Source organism: Amaricoccus solimangrovi (assembly GCF_006385685.1).
In the GTDB taxonomy this organism is placed as follows: domain Bacteria; phylum Pseudomonadota; class Alphaproteobacteria; order Rhodobacterales; family Rhodobacteraceae; genus Amaricoccus; species Amaricoccus solimangrovi.
This window is the reverse complement of the sequence record NZ_VFRP01000002.1, coordinates 247,173-264,672: the sequence shown is the minus strand read 5'-3', so window position 1 is coordinate 264,672 and position 17,500 is coordinate 247,173. Positions and strand designations below refer to the sequence as shown.

The following is a 17,500-nucleotide window of genomic DNA, read 5'->3' as shown; positions in this document are numbered from 1 at the left end:
TTTCGGTCTGCAATGCCGCGAACCGCACCCCCGAGCATGGCACCGAGGCATGGACGATCATCTTCCGCGCGCCGCTCTTGTCCACCCCGCGATCCCGAAAATGGTCCGCTCCCATCGCGCCGGCCGGCTCACGCGGCGCGACTTCCTCGCCGGCGCCACCGCGCTCGGCCTGGCGGCCCCGCTGGCGCGCTCGCTCGCGGGCGCGCCGGCCCGCGCGGCGGAGCCCGCGCCGGTTCCGGGCGGCCGGCTCAGGATCTCGATGTCGGTGATGGCGATCGCGGATCCGCGGCTCTTCGACTGGCCCGAGAAAGGCAATCTGGCGCGCGGCACGCTCGAGACGCTGGTGCGCTACGACGCGGACGCGGCGCTGGTGCCCTGGCTGCTCGAAGGCTGGGAGGTCAACGCGGACGCGTCGGAATTCCTGCTGCGGCTCCGGCCGGAGGTCTACTGGACCAATGGCGACGCCTTCGCCGCCGAGGATGTGATCGCCAATCTCTCCCGCTGGGCCGAGGCGCATGTGCCGGGCAATTCGATGGCCGCCCGGATCGCGAGCCTGACCGAGACCAAGCGCGTCGAGACGCGGCGGATCCTCACGACGCGCGCGGGCCGCGAGATCGAGGACGAGATCGAGGTGGCGGTCACCGGGCTGATCGAGGGCGCGGTCGAGCGCGTCGACGCGCTCACCGTGCGGCTGCGCCCGGTCCGGCCCGACATCACGCTGATCCCGGGTTTCTCCGACTATCCCGCGCTGATCGTGCATCGCGATTTCGACGCCGCCGGCGGCGACCTGATCCGGGCGCCGATCGGGACCGGCCCCTGGGTGCTCGACCGCGTCGATGTCGGCGTCTCGGCCGCGCTCAGCCGGCGCGCGGACACGAATGGCTGGTGGGGCGCGCGGATCTTCGGCCCGGCGCCGCTCGACGGGATCGACTATGTCGATCACGGCACCGATCCGGAGCGCGATCTCGCCGCCTTCGAGGCCGGCGAGATCGATGCGAATTACGAGACGACGCCCGCCTATGTGCCCGATTTCGACGCCGCCGGGCTGAACCGGGCCGACGCGCGCACCGCCAATACCGTCTGCGTCCGGATGAACGTCGAAAAGCCGCCCTTCACCGTGCAAATCACGCGCAACGCCGTCCAGCGCGCGGTCGACAACGCCGTGGTGCTCGAACTCGGCCAGCAGGACCGCGGCATCGTCGCCGAGAACCACCATGTCGCGCCGATGCATCCCGATTACGCGGCCATTCCGCCGATTCCGGCCGATCCGGCGCGCGCGCGCGCGATGTTGCGCGAGGCCGGCGCGGCGGAGACGGAATTCGAACTCGTCTCCTCCGACGCCGATGTGCCGCGCAACACCTGCGACGCGGTCGCCGCGCAGATGCGCGACGCCGGCATGCGCGTGCGCCGCGTCATCCTGCCTGGCGCGGCCTTCTGGCGGGACTGGCGCGGCTATCCCTTCTCGGCCACGGAATGGATCGGCCGGCCGCTCGCCGCGCAGACCTACGCCCTCGCCTATCGCTCCGACGCGCCCTGGAACGAGACCGGCTTCGCCGATCCGGAATTCGACGCCCTGCTCGACCGCGCGCTGGCGCTGGCCGATCCGGAGGCGCGCCGGCCGCTGATGGCCGAGATGGAGACGCGGCTGCGCGATTCGGGCGTGCTCGTACAGGCCTTCTGGCGCGACACCTTCCGCCACATGACGGGGCGCGTGCGCGGCCTCGCGATGCATCCGACCTTCGAGTTGCATCTCGAACAGGTCTGGCTGGCCCCGGGCGAGGATCCGGAGCGATGACGGCGCCGTGAAGCGCGGCCTTGATTCGATTCGCAACCTGCCGCAGAATGGATCTCACCCGGTTCCGCGGGCAGGCGGGGCTGGCGATTTCGTTCCCGCGCGCCCCGGTAATCCCGGGGCGACGATATATTTTTGCATTCCAGCGTCGAGGGTTCCATGGGAAAACGGCTGGAAGAAGGGTCGGCGGGTTTACGCCATCGCAGAGCTTTAGGAAGCGATTTCCGGGTCTTCCCGGGCTTTCGTCATGAATCGGAAACCAAATCCCGCTTTGCCTTGTGCGTCCCGCGGGACTATCAGCCGGGCCGATCTGGGGCTCGCGTCGGAAGGAGCTGGCATGCGTGGTGAGTTGGACAATCCGGGGGCGGCGTTCAGGGGCATGACGCCCCTTTTCGTGAGCGTGGCCGTCTTCAGTTTCTTCGTGAACGTGCTCCAGCTGATCGGGCCGCTCTACATGCTGCAGATCTACGACCGCGTGATCCCGAGCCGGTCGGAGGAGACGCTGGTCGCGCTCACGGTGCTGATCGCCGCGCTCTACGCCTTCATGGGCCTGCTCGACTATTCGCGCAGCCGCATCGCCTCGCGCATCGGCGCGATGGCGCAGTCGCGGCTCGACGGGCGGGTGTTCAACGCGGTGCTGCGCCGCTCGGTGCTCTCGACCGAGCGTTCCAAGCCCTCCTCGGGGCTCAGGGATCTCGAATCGGTGCAGAAGCTTCTCGGCTCGCCCGTGCTCTTCGCGATCTTCGACATGCCCTGGGCGCCGGTCTACATCCTCGCGATCTTCACCTTCCATCCCTATCTCGGCTATCTCTCGATCGCGGGCGGGCTGGTGCTCGTCGCGGTGACGCTGCTGAACCAGATGCTGACGCGCAAGCCGGAACTCGAGGCGGTGCGCAGCAGCCTGCAGGGCGACGCCTTCGCCGAGACGATCCGCCAGCAGGGCGAGATGATCCAGGCGCTCGGCATGCGCGGCACGGTGCTCGCGCGCTGGCAGAAGCTGCGCGACAAGGCGCTGAGCGCGACGCTGAGCGCGGGCGACAAGGTCTCGGGCTTCTCGACCTTCTCCAAGACCTTCCGCTTCTTCCTGCAGTCCTCCGTCCTCGGCCTCGGCGCCTGGCTCGTGATCCACGGCGAGATGAGCGCGGGTGCGATGATCGCGGGCTCGATCCTGCTCGGCCGCGCGCTGGCGCCGATCGAACAGGCGATCGGCGGCTGGCCGCTCGTCACCCGCGCCCGCCAGGGCTGGGCCTCGCTCAAGGCGCTGCTCGAGAGCACGCCGGAAACGGACCAGCGCACCGCCCTGCCCCGTCCGCGCGCGATCTTCGACTGCTCCCAGATCACCGTCTTTCCGCCGGAACAGCAGCGCGCGAGCCTCCGGATGCTCGATTTCCACGTCCGTCCCGGCCAGGCGCTCGGCGTGATCGGCGCCTCCGCCTCGGGCAAGTCGACGCTGGCGCGGGTGCTGACCGGCATCTGGCGTCCGGCCTCGGGGGCGGTGCGCCTCGACGGCGCGGCGCTCGAGCATTACGACCCGGACGTGCTCGGCTCCTACATCGGCTATCTGCCGCAGGACGTCGTGCTCTTCGACGGCACGGTGGCCGAGAACATCGGCCGGATGCAGGAGCATCCCGACGCCGAGGCGGTCGTGGCCGCCGCGAAGAAGGCCGGCGCGCACGAGATGATCCTCGGCCTGCCGCAGGGCTACGACACGCCGGTCTCGGCCGGGGGCGCGCGGCTCTCGGGCGGGCAGAAGCAGCGGATCGGGCTCGCCCGCGCCTTCTACGGCGATCCGGTCATCATGGTGCTCGACGAGCCCAATTCCAACCTCGACGCCACCGGGCAGGACGCGCTGAACGCGGCGATCGCCCAGGCCAAGGCCGAGGGCAAGGCCGTGGTGATCATGGCGCACCGTCCGGCGGGCATCGCCGAATGCGACATGATCCTCATCATCGACGGTGGCGTCGCCAAGGCCTTCGGGCCGCGCGACGAGGTGCTGAAGGCCCATGTGCGCAACTACGCGCAGGTGGCCGGGCGCATCGGCGAGAACACGGCGCAGGCGGGAGCGCAGGCATGAACGAGAAGAAATCCAACTGGCATCTGAGCCGCTTCCTGATCGGCGGCTACGTGGTCCTCGCGGTCATGGTCTTCGGCCTCGGCGCCTGGGCGGCGGTGGCGAAGATCTCGGGCGCGGTCGTGATCGGCGGCAGCCTCGAGGTCGAGGGCAACCGGCAGGTGGTGCAGCATCCGAACGGCGGCGTGATCGAGGCGCTGAACGTGCGCGACGGCGACGAGGTGAGGAAGGGCGACGTGCTGGTCGAGCTCGAGGGCGACAGCATGATCACCGAACTCGGCATCGTCGAGGGCCAGTGGTTCGAGATCCTCGCCCGCAAGGGCCGGCTCGCGGCCGAGCGCGACGGGCAGGACACGATCACCTATGACGACGAGATCGCCTCGCGGGCGAAGGACAGCCCGAAGATCGCCGAGCTGCTGAAATCGCAGCAGCAGCAGTTCGAGGCGCGGCGCAAGCTGAACGAGGACGAGAGCAACCAGATCACCGAGCGCCAGAAGCAGATCCAGAAGGAGATCGACGGGTTGCTCGCGGTCCAGACGGCGAATGTCGAGCAGGTCCGGCTCGTCAAGCAGGAGGTCACGCAGCAGCAGACCCTGCTCGACAAGGGGCTGACCGAGATCGGCAAGCTGCTGGCGCTGCAGCGCACGCTGGCCGATCTCCAGGGCACCGCCGGCCAGGTCGAGGCGAATATCGCCGAGAACCGCGGCAAGATCGCCGAGCTCGAGATCAACCGGGTGCAGATCGACTCGAAGACCCGGGAGGAGGCGATCTCGGAACTGCGCGATCTCGAATTCCGCGAGATCGAGCTGCGCGAGAAGCGGACCGACCTGAAGGAGCAGATCGGGAAGCTCAGGCTGCGCGCGCCGGTCGACGGGGTGATCTACGGCAACACCGCGGACACGCTGCGCGGCGTGATCCGGGCGGCCGAGCCGATCATGTACGTCGTGCCGAAGGACGCGCCGCTGATCGTGCGCGGCCATGTGCTGCCGACCGCGATCGATCAGGTCCATGTCGGGCAGGAAGCGAACCTGCGCTTCTCGGCCTTCGATTCGCGCACGACCCCGGAGCTCAAGGGCCATATCCTCTCGATCTCGGCCGACGCGGTCGAGGACAAGGCGCGCGGCACGCGCTACTACACCGCCGACATCCAGATCGACGACCACGAACGCGACAAGATCGCCAACCGCAAGCTGCTGCCCGGCATGCCGGTCGAGGCCTTCATCGGCACCTCGGAGCGCAGCCCGCTCAGCTACTTCGTGAAGCCGTTCACCGATTACTTCGCGCGGGCGTTCCAGGAGACCTGACGTCACGCCCCGCGAAGGGGGAAGGAGCCGTCGCGGAATTTCCTCCGCGGCGGCTCTTTCCGTTCGCGCGCCCCGGAAAAGGACTGTTGCCCGGATCGGCCATGGCGCCGCGCGCTCGCGCGCCTATCTCCCGGGGAAACGAAGGAGACGGCGCGATGGAACTCGGGCTCTACACATTCGGCGACGTCGGCTTCGACCGGGCAAGCGGGCTCCGGGTCGATCCGGCGGAGCGGCTGCGGAACCTCATCGAGGAGATCACCCTCGCCGATCAGCTCGGCCTCGACGTCTTCGGCCTCGGCGAGCATCACCGGCCCGATTACGCGGTCTCCGCCCCCGCCGTGGCACTCGCCGCCGCGGCGGCGGCGACGAAGCGGATCCGGCTCACGAGCGCGGTCAGCGTGCTTTCCTCGGACGATCCGGTCCGGGTCTTCCAGCAGTTCGCGACGCTCGACAATCTCAGCGGCGGACGGGCGGAGATCATGGCCGGGCGCGGCTCCTTCATCGAGTCCTTCCCGCTCTTCGGCTACGATCTGAAGGATTACGACACGCTCTTCGCCGAGAAGCTCGCGCTCCTGATGGCGCTGAACGAGGGCGAGTTCGTCACCTGGCCCGGCGGCGAGCATACGCCCGCGATCGAGGGCCGCGGCGTCTATCCGCGTCCGGTGAACGGCGCGATCCCGATCTGGCTCGCGGTCGGCGGCACGCCGCAATCGGTGGCGCGGGCGGGGATGCTGGGCCTGCCGGTGGCGCTCGCGATCATCGGCGGCGAGCCCGCGCGCTTCGCGCCGCTCTTCGATCTCTACCGCCGGGCGGCGGAACAGGCCGAGGCCGATCCCGCGCGGCTCCGGACCTCGATCAACGTGCATGGCTTCGTCGGCGAGACCAGCCAGGCGGCGGGCGACATCTTCTACGGGCCGCAGGCGGCGGTGATGGACCGGATCGGGCGCGAGCGCGGCTGGCCGCCGACGAGCCGTGCCCAGTTCGAGGCGGCGCGAAGCCCGCGCGGCGCGCTCTTCGTCGGCTCGCCCCAGGAGGTGACCGAGAAGATCCTCGCCGCGCACGAGGTTTTCGGGATGGACCGCTTCCTGCTCCAGCAGGCGATCGGCCTCGTGCCGCATCGCGACCTGATGAAGGCGATCGAACTCTACGGCGACAGGGTCGCGCCGGCGGTGCGCAAGGCGCTGGGGGATGGCGGACAGATGTCCGCCCTACGCGCCCCGTAGGGCGGACCTCGGTCCGCCGCCCCCCGCCGCCCCCGCCGCCCGGAGCGCCTCGGGCAACGCTTCCGCGAGGACGTCGAGATCCTCCGGCGTTCCCGCGCTGATCCGGACGCAGCGGTCCTGCGGCGCGACGAAGGGCATCCGGACGAAGACGCCGCGCTCGATCAGCCCGCGCAGCACCGCGCGGGCGAAATCGCCGTCGCGGCCGCAGTCGACCGCGACGAAATTCGTCGCGGAGGGCAGCGCGCGCAGCCCGTTTTCCGCGGCGATCGCGCCGATGCGCGCCCGCGCCTCGCCCACCCGCGCCACCACGGAGGCGAGCCAGTCGCGATCCGCGAGCGCGGCGCGCGCGCCGGCCTGCGCGACGATCCCGAGGCCGAAATGGTCGCGCACCCGGTCGAAGGCCGCGATCATCTCCGGATGCCCCAGCGCGTAGCCGACGCGCAGCCCCGCGAGCCCGTGCGCCTTCGAGAAGGTGCGCATCCGGATCACCCGTGGGTCCGCGACATCGAGCGCGGGCACCGATCCCTCGGGCGCGAAATCGGCGTAGGCTTCGTCGAGGATCAGCAGGCAGTCGCCCGGCAGCGCCGCGATCATCTCGGTGATCCGCCCGGCCGAAAGCCAGCTTCCCATCGGATTGTCGGGATTGGCGAGATAGACGAGCGGCGCCCCGGTCTCGCGCGCGAGCGCCGTGAGCGCCTCGGGATCCTCCGCGTCGTCGCGATAGGGCGCCATGTGGAGCACGCCGCCATATCCCGTGACATGGTAGTTGAAGGTCGGATAGGCCCCGCGCGAGGTCACGACCGGCGTTCCGGGCGCGACGAGCAGCCGGACGAGAGTGCCGAGCAAGCCGTCGATCCCCTGCCCCGGCATGACGTTGTCGGGCGCCACGCCGTGATGCGCGGCGATCGCGGCGCGCAGGTCATGCGCCTCCGGATCGCCGTAGCGCCAGGCCATCGCCGCGGCCTCGCGCATCGCGGCGATGGCCTTCGGCGAAGGGCCGAACACACTCTCGTTCGCGCCGAGCCGGGCGCGGAATGTGGCGCCGCGCGCCCGCTCCTGGGCCTCGGGGCCGACGAAGGGCACGCTCGCGGGCAGGCTGGCGGCGAGCGGCGTCAGGCGCATCGCGGGGCTTTCTCTGGCTCCGGCATCCGTCGGTCCTCCGGTCACGGGGCCACATCTATGGCAGCGCGCCGGGCGCCGCGCAACGGAGGCTTGCGGCGCGGGGCCGCGCTCCGATAGCCTGCCACACGCCGCCCCCGAAGGAGCCCCGGATGCCGGACCTGACGCGCGATCGTCGCGAGATGCTGGCCAGGATGACGCCGGTCCCGGATCCGGAGACCTACCATTTCTGCGTGACGCGCGATCCCGATCTCGCCGCCCGCGTCGCCCCCGTCGCGCTCGCGACCTTCCGCGAGGCGGAGGGGTTCACGCTGGTCCTGACCGAGACGGAGGCGGCGCGTTTCGGCTTCGACACCGGCCTGCCGATGACGCGGATCATGCTCTCCGTCTTCTCGGCCCTCGACGGCGTCGGGCTGACGGCGGGCGTCGCGACGGCGCTCGCCGAGGCGGGGATCCCCTGCAACATGATCGCGGCCTATCACCACGATCATGTCTTCGTGCCGCGCGAGATGGCCGGCCACGCCCTCGCCCTGCTGCGCGCGACGCAGGCGGCCGCGCGCTGAGGCTCAGAGCGCGGCGAGGCGGGCCTGGGCGTCGCGCAGGATCGCGAGTTCCTCCTCCTTCGCCTCGAGATTGGCGCGGGCCTCGTCCACCACCTCCTCCTTGGCATTGGCGATGAACTTCTCGTTCGCGAGCTTTTTCCGCAGCCCGTCCGCTTCCTTGTCGAGCTTCGCCATCGCCTTCGCCAGGCGCTCCCGCTCGGCGGCGATGTCGATCACATCGGCGAGCGGCAGGCAGAAGCTGCCGCCGTCGCGCGCGATCGTCACCGCGCCCTTCGGCGCCTCGGCCGCGGTCTCGAACCGCTCGATCCGGGCGAGCCGCGCCACCAGCGGGCGGTTGCGCTCCAGCGCCTCGGCCTGGCCTTGGCTGAGCGAGAGCTCGATCAGCGTGATCCTCGCCCCCGCCGGCACATGCATCTGCGCGCGGACCGAGCGGATCTCGTCGATCAGCCCGGTGATCCAGCCCATCTCCGCGTCGGCCGCGGCGTCGATCAGGTCGGCGCCATACTCCGGCCAGTCGCCGTGGACGAGCAGTTTCGGCCGCTCCGCGATCTGGCCCCAGAGGCTTTCGGTGATGAAGGGCATGATCGGATGCATCAGGATCAGGCACTGGTCGATGACCCAGGCCATGGTCGCGCGCGTCTCCGCCACCGCCGCCTCGTCCTGGAAGAGCGGCTTCGCAAGCTCGACGTACCAGTCGCAGACCTTGCCCCAGACGAAGGCGTAGAGCGCGTTGGCCGCGTCGTTGAAGCGATAGGCGGCGAGCGCGGCGTCGAGTTCCTCGCGCACCCGGCCGGTCTCCCCGACGATCCACTTGTTCGCGGTGAGCGTGACGGATTTCGGATCGAAGCCCGGAACCGGGCGGCACTCGTTCATCTCCGCGAAGCGCGCGGCGTTCCAGAGCTTGGTGCCGAAGTTGCGATAGCCCGCGATCCGGTCCTTCGAGAGCTTCAGGTCGCGCCCCATCGCCGCCATCGCGGTCAGCGTGAAACGCACCGCGTCGGCGCCGAATTCGTCGATGAGCTCGATCGGGTCGAGCACGTTGCCGAGCGATTTCGACATCTTCTTGCCCTTCTCGTCGCGGACGAGGGCATGGACGTAGACATCCCTGAAGGGCACCTCGTCGACGAGTTCGAGCTGCATCATCATCATCCGGGCGACCCAGAAGAAGATGATGTCGAAGCCGGTGACGAGGACGGATGTCGGGAAGTACTTCGCCAGTTCCGGCGTCCGTTCCGGCCAGCCGAGCGTGCCGATCGGCCAGATGCCGGACGAGAACCAGGTGTCGAGCACGTCCGGGTCGCGGCGGAGCGTGATGAAGGTGGTCTCGGGCTCCTCCGGCAGCGCCTCGGCTTCCTCGGGATCCTCGCCCTCGAAGCGGACGATCACGCGGTGGCCGATACGGGCGCGGTACCAGTTCTCGGCGTCCTCGCGCGCCGCGTCGGGGCCGGCGGCGCAGAAGGCGCGGACGAAACGGCCCTGGTCGTGGAAGACGGCCGGCTCGTCCGCCGCCGGAACGCCGCCCGCGCGGTGCGGGAAACGGCCCTCGGCATCGACGTAGTCGCCGTACCAGACCGGGATCTGATGGCCCCACCAGAGCTGGCGCGAGATGCACCAGGGCTCGATGTTCTCCATCCAGTGGAAATAGGTCTTCTCGTCGCGCTCGGGCAGGATGCGCGTGCGTCCCGAGCGGACCGCCTCCATCGCCTTCTCGGCCAGGCCTTCGGTCTTCACGAACCACTGGTCGGTCAGGAAGGGCTCGATCGCGACCTTGGAGCGGTCACCGTGCGGGACCATATGCGTCTCGGAATCGATCCCGTCGAGCCAGCCCTCGTCGCGGGCCATGGTCACGATCGCGTCGCGGACCTCGTAGCGGTCGATCCCGTCGAGCCCGGCGAGTTCCTCGGTGATCTCGATCCCGTCCCAGAAATCCTCGTTTTCCCGGAGCGCGATCTGGCCCCTGGTGCCCATCACGTTGATGACGCGGAGCCCGGCGCGCCTGCCGACCTCCCAGTCGTTGAAGTCATGCGCCGGGGTGATCTTCACCGCGCCGGTGCCCTTCTCGGGATCGGCGTAGTCGTCGGCGACGATCGGGACCGAGCGGCCGACCAGCGGCAGGCGGACGGTGTTGCCGACGAGATGCGTGTAGCGCGGATCCTTCGGATTGACCGCGACGCCGGTGTCGCCCAGCATGGTCTCGGGCCGCGTGGTCGCGACGACGAGATAGTCGCGCGTCTCATACGCGGTGGGCTTGCCCTCCGCGTCGAACTCGACCGGATGCTCGTAGGTCGCGCCGTTCTCGAGCGGATAGCGCAGGCGCCAGAGGCTGCCCTTCTCCTCGACCTGCTCGACCTCGAGATCGGAGATCGCGGTCTCGAAATGCGGATCCCAGTTCACCAGCCGCTTGCCGCGGTAGATGAGCCCCTTGTCGTAAAGCGCGACGAAGGCTTTCAGAACCGCGTCGTGGAAGTTGCCGTCCTCGCCCGCGGGCGCGCCCGGGGCGCCGGACATGGTGAAGGCGTTGCGCGTGAGATCGAAGGAATCGCCGAGCCGCCGGCACTGGTCGAGGATCGTGCCGCCCGACTTGCCCTTCCATTCCCAGACCTTCGCGGTGAAGGCCGCGCGGCCCATCTCGCGGCGCGAGGGCGCCTTGGCGGCGGCGAGCTGGCGTTCGACCACCATCTGCGTCGCGATGCCCGCGTGATCGAGGCCCGGCTGCCAGAGCACGTCGTCGCCCTTCATCCGGTGCCAGCGGGCGAGGATGTCCATCAGCGTGTGGTTGAACGCATGGCCCATGTGCAGGCTGCCGGTGACGTTGGGCGGCGGCAGCAGGATGGTGAAGGGTTCTCCACCGGGTTTCGCATTGGCGCCGGCCGCGAAGGCGCCCGCCGCGTCCCAGAGGTCGGCGATCTCGGCCTCGGCGGTTTTCGCGTCGAATGTCTTTTCCATGGCTCGCCCCGGGTCCCTCAAGAGGCCCGTTTCTTAGCGCCGCGACGGGGCGAGGAAAAGCCCCGTCGCCCCGGCCTCAGCCGCAGGCGCCGGTATAGCCGCAGGCGGTGCAGAAGTCGCAGCCGTCGCGTCGGACCACGGCGGCGTGGCCGCATTCGGGACAGACCTTGCCCGGCGTCTCGACCGCGGCGCCGGGCGCGGGCGCGTCGGTCCAGAGCCGGGCGCCGCCCGCGAGCGGATAGCCGTCGGGATCGAGTATGCCGAGCATCCCGAACCGGTGGATCAGCAGACGCGCGACATAGGCGATGGTCGAGGGCTGCACCGCCTGTTTCTCGCTGCCCGGCACGCGGGCGAAGAAATCGCCCTTCGCCTCGGGCAGGTCCTTGAGGCCGCGGAGCTTCTTGCCGATCCAGGCCGGATCGATCACCCGCATGTCGAGGCTGAGCGAGCGCGTCAACCCGTTGAATTCCAGCGGATAGGCGCCCGAGAGCCAGACCGAATAGGGCCGCTTCGACCCGTCCGGCAGCACGCATTCCTTGACGAACATCGCGAAATCGTCGCCGGTCGCGGGATTGAGGATGTCGACGGTCCAGGAGAGCGTGCCGTCGACACCCGATTTCGGCTCCTTGCGCGAGAACATCGCGTCGACGAGCGGCGTCTCGCCCTCGGGTCCGTCGAAGAGGCCGAGCGCCTCGCAGCGCCAGCGCACCACCTGGGCGAAGGCGCTGACATTGCCCGCGACGGGCAGCACGCGGCCATCGGGCGGCATCGGCACCGAATAGGGCGCGCCGGGGGTCTTGGCGAGGCTGTCGAGCTTGGCGGCGAGCCAGGCGCGGTCCTGCGCGCGCATGTCCATCGAGAGGTTCTTCGCGAGCGCGCCGAGGCCGCGCGGCGTCTGCTCGCCGTTGACCCAGACCTCGAAGGGCTGCGGCGCGCCGTTCTCGACATGGCCGACAAAGACCGCGAAGCGGTTCGAGGGGGCCTCGATCATGTAGGTCCAGGAGGGGGAACCGGCGGAGAGCTTCGGCCGGTGCGGCCAGCGCAGCGCCTGGAGCGCGACATTGGGCGCGTCGGTGATGCGGATGCGCCGCTCCGGATCGCTCTCGTCGAGATCTCGCGGCGCCTCCTTTTCGACCGAGAGCACCGAGCCCAGCACGCTGTTCGGGCGATAGGTGGTGATCCCCTTCAGCCCGGCGCGCCAGGCTTCGAGATAGAGGGTCTCGAATTCCTCGAACGGGTAGTCCTCGGGTACGTTCACGGTCTTGGAGATCGCGGCGCAGATGAAGGGCTGGATCGCCGCCTGCATCGCCATGTGGTCGCGCGCGCTGATCTCGAGCGCGTTCACGAAGGCCTCCGGCAACGCCGCGTCATTGCCGCGGCGCGCGCGCCAGAGCCGCCAGGCGTGATCCTCGACGCGGTATTCGCGCATCGAGCCATCCGCCTCGCGCTTCTTGCGGGTGTAGAACCAGGAATAGGCGGGCTCGATCCCGTTCGAGGCGTTGTCGGCGAAGGCGAGGCTGATCGTGCCGGTGGGCGCGATCGAGAGCAGGTGGCTGTTGCGCAGGCCGTGCGCGGCGATCTCGTCGCGGATCTCGCCCGGCAGGCGCCGCGCCATGCCGGAGGCCAGCAGCTTCGATGCGTCGAAGAGCGGGAAGGCGCCCTTCTCGCGCGCGAGCGCGACGCTGGCATGGTAGGCGGCGTCGCGCATCGCCCGCGTCCAGTCCGCCGCCGCCGCCCGCGCGGCTTCGGTATCGTAGCGCAGGCCCATCTGGATCAGCGCGTCGCCGAGCCCGGTGAAGCCGAGGCCGACGCGCCGCTTGTTCGCCGCCTCCGCCGCCTGCTGCGGCAGCGGCCAGACGGTCGCGGTCAGCACGTTGTCGAGCATCCGGATCGCGACGCCCACGGTCGCGGCGAAACCCTCGGCGTCGAACCGCGCCTCGGGGGTGAACGGGTCGAGGATGAAGCGGGTGAGGTTGATCGAGCCGAGGCAGCAGCAGCCGTGATCGGGGATCGGGATCTCGCCGCAGGGGTTGGTCGCCTCGATCCGCTCGGCGTAGTGGAGGTTGTTCTCGGCGTTGATCCGGTCGAGGAAGAGCACGCCGGGCTCGGCCGCCTCGTAGGTGTTGCGCATCACGACGCGCCAGACCTCGCGCGCCTTCACCGTCGCATAGACCCAGAGGCCGTCCTCGCGTTGGTGCGCGCCGCCCGCGATCCGCGCGGGCGAGGGTTCGGCCTTGTGGACGAGTTCGAAGAGCGCGTCCTCGGCGACGGCCGCCATGAATGCGTCGGTGACGCCGACCGAGATGTTGAAATTGTTGAGCCGGCCCGCTTCGCGCTTCGCGGAGATGAAGTCGAGGATGTCGGGGTGGTCGCAGCGCAGCACGCCCATCTGCGCGCCGCGCCGCGCGCCCGCGCTCTCGACCGTCGCGCAGGACTGGTCGAAGACGTGCATGTAGCTGATCGGCCCGGAGGCGGAACTGTCGGTGCCGCGCACGCGCGCGCCCTTCGGCCGGATCGCGGAGAAGTCGTAGCCGACGCCGCCACCCCGGCGCATCGTCTCGGCAGCCTCGCGAAGCGCGATGTAGATGCCGGGCTTGCCGTCCACCGTCTCGGAGATCGAGTCGCCGACCGGCTGGACGAAGCAGTTGATGAGCGTCACCTCGCGGATCTCCGCGCCCGCCGCCGAGTTGATCCGGCCGCCGGGGATGAAGCCGCGTTCCAGCGCCTCGAGGAACACCGGCTCCCAACGCGCGGGCTCCTCCTCGACCGCCGCCAGCGCGCGCGCGACGCGCAGCCTGACCGCGCGCGCCATCTCCGGCCCGTCGAGCTCGCGCTCCGCGCCCTTCGCGTATTTCTCGCGCAGCACGTCGAGGCTCACCTCCTGCCAGAGCAGGTCGAGGTGGGCGACGAAGGCCGCGGAGGCGGGCTTGTTCATGGGCGGCTCCGATGCGAGGGGAAGACAATTGTTAGGCGCCGCCCCGCCCCCGGTCAATCGCGCCCCGCCCGGAGCCGACCCGATCGGCCGGAAGAACCCGGCCCGTCCTTGCCCCCGGGGAGATGGGAGTTTAGGAGAGCGCGCGAACACCCGACCCGGACAAGCCTGACAGGACACGCCCACGATGGCCAAGGAGAAGAAGCCTCGCCGCCCGCGCGCCGAGACGCCGCGGGGCTTTCGCGACTATTTCGGCGCGGAAGTGCGCGCGCGAAACGCGATGCTCGCCCGTGTGACCGAGGTCTACCACGCCTACGGGTTCGACCCGCTGGAGACGAGCGCGGTCGAGACGGTCGAGGCGCTGGGCAAGTTCCTGCCCGACGTGGACCGGCCGAACGAGGGCGTCTTCGCCTGGAAGGACGAGGACGAGGACTGGCTCGCGCTCCGATACGACCTGACCGCGCCGCTCGCCCGCGTCTACGCGCAGTTCCGCCGCGACCTGCCGCTTCCCTACCGCCGCTACGCCGTCGGGCCGGTCTGGCGCAACGAGAAGCCGGGGCCGGGCCGGTTCCGGCAGTTCTACCAGTGCGACGCCGACACGGTCGGCTCCGGCAACGTGGCCGCGGACGCCGAGATCTGCGGCATGCTCGCCGAGGCGATGGAGGCCGCCGGCATCGCGCGGGGCGACTATCTGATCCGCGTCAACAACCGCAAGGTGCTGAACGGCGTCATGGAGGCGGCCGGCGTGCTCGACCCGGCCGATCCGGAGAAGGACGCGCATGCCCGCGGCATCGTGATGCGCGCGATCGACAAGCTCGACCGGCTCGGGACCGAGGGCGTCGCCGCGCTGCTCGGCGCCGGCCGCAGGGACGAGAGCGGCGACTTCACCAGGGGCGCGGGGCTTTCGGGCGAGCAGGCCGCGGTGATCATGGGCTTCATGGACGCGCGCCGCGGCGACGGCGCGGCGACCTGCGCGCGGCTGCGCGAACTCGTCGGCGCCTCGGCGGCGGGAACCGAGGGCGTCGCGGAGCTGGAGCGGATCGCGGAATTCCTCGACGCGCGCGGCCTCGGCTCCGAGCGGGTGGTGATCGACCCCTCCGTCGTGCGGGGCCTCGGGTACTATACCGGCCCGGTCTACGAGGCGGAGCTCACCTTCGAGATCCTCGACGACGAGGGGCGGAAACGCCAGTTCGGCTCGGTCGCGGGCGGCGGACGCTACGACGATCTCGTCAAGCGCTTCACCGGCGAGGCGGTGCCCGCCTGCGGCGTTTCGGTCGGCGTCGACCGGCTGCTCGCCGCGCTCACCGCGAAGGGCCGCGCCGCGGTGGCGGAGCCGGGGCCGGTGGTCGTCACCGTGATGGATCGCGACCGGATGGCCGGATACCAGGCGATGGCCGCGGAACTGCGCGCCGCCGGCATCCGGGCCGAGGTCTTCCTCGGCTCGGGCAACATGGCGCGGCAGATGAAATACGCCGACCAGCGCGGCAGCGCCGTCGCGGTGGTCGAGGGCGGCGACGAGCGGGCGCGCGGCGTGGTCCAGATCAAGGATCTCGCACTCGGCGCGCGGCTCGCCGCGGCGATGGAGAGCCACGAGGACTGGAAGGCCCAGCCGGCGCAGCGCGAGATCGCGCGCGGCGATCTGGTGGCCGAGGTCCGCGCGATGCTGGCGGGGCAAGGCTGATGGTCTCGGATCGGGCCTATCTCAAGGGCGCGCGCGTCGGCGCGGGGCTGGAGCGGCTGCGGGCCGAGGTGGCGCGCCTGCTCGACATCTTCCGCTCGGGCGGCGCGGTGCTGGTCGAGCCGGAGGCGCTGCAACCCGCGGAGGTGCTGCTCGACCTCTATGGCGAGGAGATCCGGGCGCGCGCCTTCATGGCTTCCGACGACCGGGGCGAGATGATGCTCCGCCCGGACTTCACGGTGCCGATCGTGCGGCTGCACATGGATTCCGGCGCCGAACCCGCGCGCTACGCCTATTGCGGCCCGGTCTGGCGCAAGCAGGAGGCGGGGTCGAAACGGGCGCGGGAATATCTCCAGGCCGGGTTCGAAGTGTTCGAATCGGGCGATCCGGCGCGCAGCGACGCCGAGGTGATGGCGCTGATCGCCCGCGCGCTCGACGGCGCGCCGGTCGATTTCGTCACCGGCGACATGGGGCTCGTGCTCGCCGCGATCGACGCGCTGGCGACGAACCCGGCGCGCAAGGCCGCGCTGCGCCGCCATGTCTGGCGCCCGGCGAAGTTCCACGCGCTGCTCCGCCGCTACGGCGTCGAGCACGCGGGGCTGGTCGAGCGGCGCGCGGCGATGATCCTCGCGCGCGACGAGGGGCGCCTGCCGGCCATGGCCGCCGCCGCCGGCCCGGCGATCGGGCTCCGCACGCTCGAGGACATCGACTGGCGCGCCGGGCGGCTCGCGATCGAGGCGGCGACGCCGGCGCTGAGCGCGGGCGAGGTCGACCTGCTCGAGGCGGTGCTGGGCGTCGAGGCGCCGAGCGGCGCCGCGCTCGACCGCTACCGCGACCTCTCCGCCGGAATGCCGGGGCTGCGCGCGGCGGTCGACCGCTTCGCCGCGCGGCTCGACGCGCTCGAGGCGGCGGGGCTCGACGCGGCCGCCCTGCCCTTCCAGGCGAGCTTCGGCCGGACCGCGCTCGAATATTACGACGGCTTCGTCTTCGGCGCGGTGGCGCCGGGGCGGCCGGACCTGCCGGCGATCGCGAACGGCGGGCGCTACGACGCGCTGACCCGGGTGCTCGGCCGGGGCCGCGGCATTCCCGCGGTCGGCGCGATCATCCGGCCCGAGGCGCTGGTCGCGCTGACGGAGGGCATGGAATGACGGCGCTGAAACTCGGGGTTCCCTCCAAGGGGCGGCTCCAGGACGCCACGATCGACTGGTTCGCCGCGCGCGGCATCCGCCTGTCGCGCTCCTCGCAGGGGCGCGAATACGCGGGCCGGGTCGAGGGGATCGACGGGATCGAGCTCGTGCTGCTCTCGGCGGGCGAGATCCCGCGCGAACTCGCGGCCGGCCGGCTCCACCTCGGCGTGACCGGCCAGGACGTGGTGCGCGAGCAGATCCCCGCCTGGGAGAGCCAGGTGGAGGAGATCGCGGAGATGGGCTTCGGATTCGCCGATCTCGTCGTCGCGGTGCCGGCCTTCTGGATCGACGTCGAGGACATGGCCGATCTCGATTCGGTCGCCGCCGAGTTCCGCGCCCGGCACGGCCAGAGGCTCCGCGTCGCCACCAAGTATCACGCGCTGGCGCGCGCCTTCTTCCGCCGCCACGGCGTCGCGGACTACCGGCTCGTCGACAGCCAGGGCGCGACGGAGGGGACGGTGAAGAACGGGACCGCGGAGGCGGTGGTCGACATCACCTCCACCGGCTCGACGCTGCGCGACAATCACCTGCGCGTCCTGCCCGACGGGCTGATCCTGCGCAGCCAGGCGACGCTCTTCGCGGCGCGCAACGCCCCCTGGGACGAGGAGGCGCGGGGGACGCGGGCCGAACTCGCGGCGCGGCTCGCCCGCGCCCCGGCCCCGGTGGCGGGCGGGAGCGCGTGAGC

At 70.8% G+C, this 17,500-nt stretch carries 11 protein-coding genes; 8 read left to right on the top strand and 3 right to left on the bottom strand.

Features of this window, described 5'->3' with window-relative positions:
* Positions 1 to 100 precede the first annotated feature (100 nt).
* The 4 genes from FJM51_RS03735 to FJM51_RS03720 all read left to right on the top strand — a co-directional run bounded on the left by FJM51_RS03735 (position 101) and on the right by FJM51_RS03720 (position 6,390).
* Positions 101 to 1,795 carry an ABC transporter substrate-binding protein gene (locus FJM51_RS03735; protein WP_140452767.1) on the top strand — a complete coding sequence of 565 codons (1,695 nt, stop codon included), beginning with the start codon at positions 101 to 103 and terminating at the stop codon, positions 1,793 to 1,795.
* Between the two features lie 334 nt (positions 1,796 to 2,129).
* Positions 2,130 to 3,866, top strand: a complete 1,737-nt coding sequence (locus FJM51_RS03730) for a type I secretion system permease/ATPase (protein ID WP_140452766.1) — start codon at positions 2,130 to 2,132, stop codon at positions 3,864 to 3,866.
* The gene (locus FJM51_RS03725) at positions 3,863 to 5,167 is read left to right on the top strand and encodes an HlyD family type I secretion periplasmic adaptor subunit (protein ID WP_181164434.1); all 1,305 of its coding nucleotides are present in this window, start codon (positions 3,863 to 3,865) and stop codon (positions 5,165 to 5,167) included. The genes FJM51_RS03730 and FJM51_RS03725 overlap by 4 nt, the downstream gene beginning before the upstream one ends.
* A 155-nt stretch (positions 5,168 to 5,322) precedes the next feature.
* A complete protein-coding gene (locus tag FJM51_RS03720) occupies positions 5,323 to 6,390 on the top strand; it encodes an LLM class flavin-dependent oxidoreductase (protein ID WP_140452764.1) in 1,068 nt (355 codons plus the stop codon).
* On the opposite strand, the gene FJM51_RS03715 is transcribed toward FJM51_RS03720, so the two are convergent.
* The gene (locus FJM51_RS03715) at positions 6,376 to 7,512 is read right to left on the bottom strand and encodes a pyridoxal phosphate-dependent aminotransferase (protein WP_140452763.1); all 1,137 of its coding nucleotides are present in this window, start codon (positions 7,510 to 7,512) and stop codon (positions 6,376 to 6,378) included. The two genes, FJM51_RS03720 and FJM51_RS03715, sit on opposite strands and share 15 nt — an antisense overlap.
* Before the next feature lie 149 nt (positions 7,513 to 7,661).
* Here FJM51_RS03715 and FJM51_RS03710 point away from each other — a divergent pair, with 149 nt between their 5' ends.
* Entirely contained in the window at positions 7,662 to 8,072 is a 411-nt protein-coding gene (locus FJM51_RS03710) for an ACT domain-containing protein (protein ID WP_210240201.1), read from the top strand.
* 3 nt (positions 8,073 to 8,075) lie between these two features.
* Here the strand turns inward: FJM51_RS03710 and FJM51_RS03705 are convergent, their stop codons facing one another.
* Both FJM51_RS03705 and FJM51_RS03700 read right to left on the bottom strand, forming a co-directional pair.
* Positions 8,076 to 11,018: a valine--tRNA ligase gene (locus FJM51_RS03705; RefSeq protein WP_140452762.1), complete on the bottom strand. Its 2,943-nt coding sequence runs from the start codon at positions 11,016 to 11,018 to the stop codon at positions 8,076 to 8,078.
* 76 nt (positions 11,019 to 11,094) lie between these two features.
* Complete coding sequence (locus tag FJM51_RS03700) at positions 11,095 to 13,953, bottom strand: adenosylcobalamin-dependent ribonucleoside-diphosphate reductase (protein WP_140452761.1); 2,859 nt, start codon at positions 13,951 to 13,953, stop codon at positions 11,095 to 11,097.
* Between the two features lie 184 nt (positions 13,954 to 14,137).
* Here FJM51_RS03700 and hisS point away from each other — a divergent pair, with 184 nt between their 5' ends.
* From hisS to hisG, 3 genes are read left to right on the top strand one after another with little or no spacing between them, the layout of a single operon-like run.
* Positions 14,138 to 15,631 (top strand): histidine--tRNA ligase, encoded by a 1,494-nt coding sequence (gene hisS, locus FJM51_RS03695; protein WP_140452760.1) that lies wholly within the window; start codon positions 14,138 to 14,140, stop codon positions 15,629 to 15,631.
* Positions 15,631 to 16,776 carry an ATP phosphoribosyltransferase regulatory subunit gene (locus FJM51_RS03690; RefSeq protein WP_140452759.1) on the top strand — a complete coding sequence of 382 codons (1,146 nt, stop codon included), beginning with the start codon at positions 15,631 to 15,633 and terminating at the stop codon, positions 16,774 to 16,776. Before hisS ends, FJM51_RS03690 begins: the two co-directional genes overlap by 1 nt.
* Entirely contained in the window at positions 16,773 to 17,498 is a 726-nt protein-coding gene (gene hisG / locus FJM51_RS03685; protein WP_140452758.1) for an ATP phosphoribosyltransferase, read from the top strand. The genes FJM51_RS03690 and hisG overlap by 4 nt, the downstream gene beginning before the upstream one ends.
* Positions 17,499 to 17,500 lie beyond the last annotated feature (2 nt).

Bases quoted from the DNA above. Each gene is read 5' to 3' on its own strand.
- FJM51_RS03735 (WP_140452767.1), top strand. From the start codon at position 101: ATGGTCCGCTCCCATCGCGCCGGCCGGCTCACGCGGCGCGACTTCCTC.
- FJM51_RS03730 (WP_140452766.1), top strand. From the start codon at position 2,130: ATGCGTGGTGAGTTGGACAATCCGGGGGCGGCGTTCAGGGGCATGACG.
- FJM51_RS03725 (WP_181164434.1), top strand. From the start codon at position 3,863: ATGAACGAGAAGAAATCCAACTGGCATCTGAGCCGCTTCCTGATCGGC.
- FJM51_RS03720 (WP_140452764.1), top strand. From the start codon at position 5,323: ATGGAACTCGGGCTCTACACATTCGGCGACGTCGGCTTCGACCGGGCA.
- FJM51_RS03715 (WP_140452763.1), bottom strand. From the start codon at position 7,512: ATGCGCCTGACGCCGCTCGCCGCCAGCCTGCCCGCGAGCGTGCCCTTC.
- FJM51_RS03710 (WP_210240201.1), top strand. From the start codon at position 7,662: ATGCCGGACCTGACGCGCGATCGTCGCGAGATGCTGGCCAGGATGACG.
- FJM51_RS03705 (WP_140452762.1), bottom strand. From the start codon at position 11,018: ATGGAAAAGACATTCGACGCGAAAACCGCCGAGGCCGAGATCGCCGAC.
- FJM51_RS03700 (WP_140452761.1), bottom strand. From the start codon at position 13,953: ATGAACAAGCCCGCCTCCGCGGCCTTCGTCGCCCACCTCGACCTGCTC.
- hisS (WP_140452760.1), top strand. From the start codon at position 14,138: ATGGCCAAGGAGAAGAAGCCTCGCCGCCCGCGCGCCGAGACGCCGCGG.
- FJM51_RS03690 (WP_140452759.1), top strand. From the start codon at position 15,631: ATGGTCTCGGATCGGGCCTATCTCAAGGGCGCGCGCGTCGGCGCGGGG.
- hisG (WP_140452758.1), top strand. From the start codon at position 16,773: ATGACGGCGCTGAAACTCGGGGTTCCCTCCAAGGGGCGGCTCCAGGAC.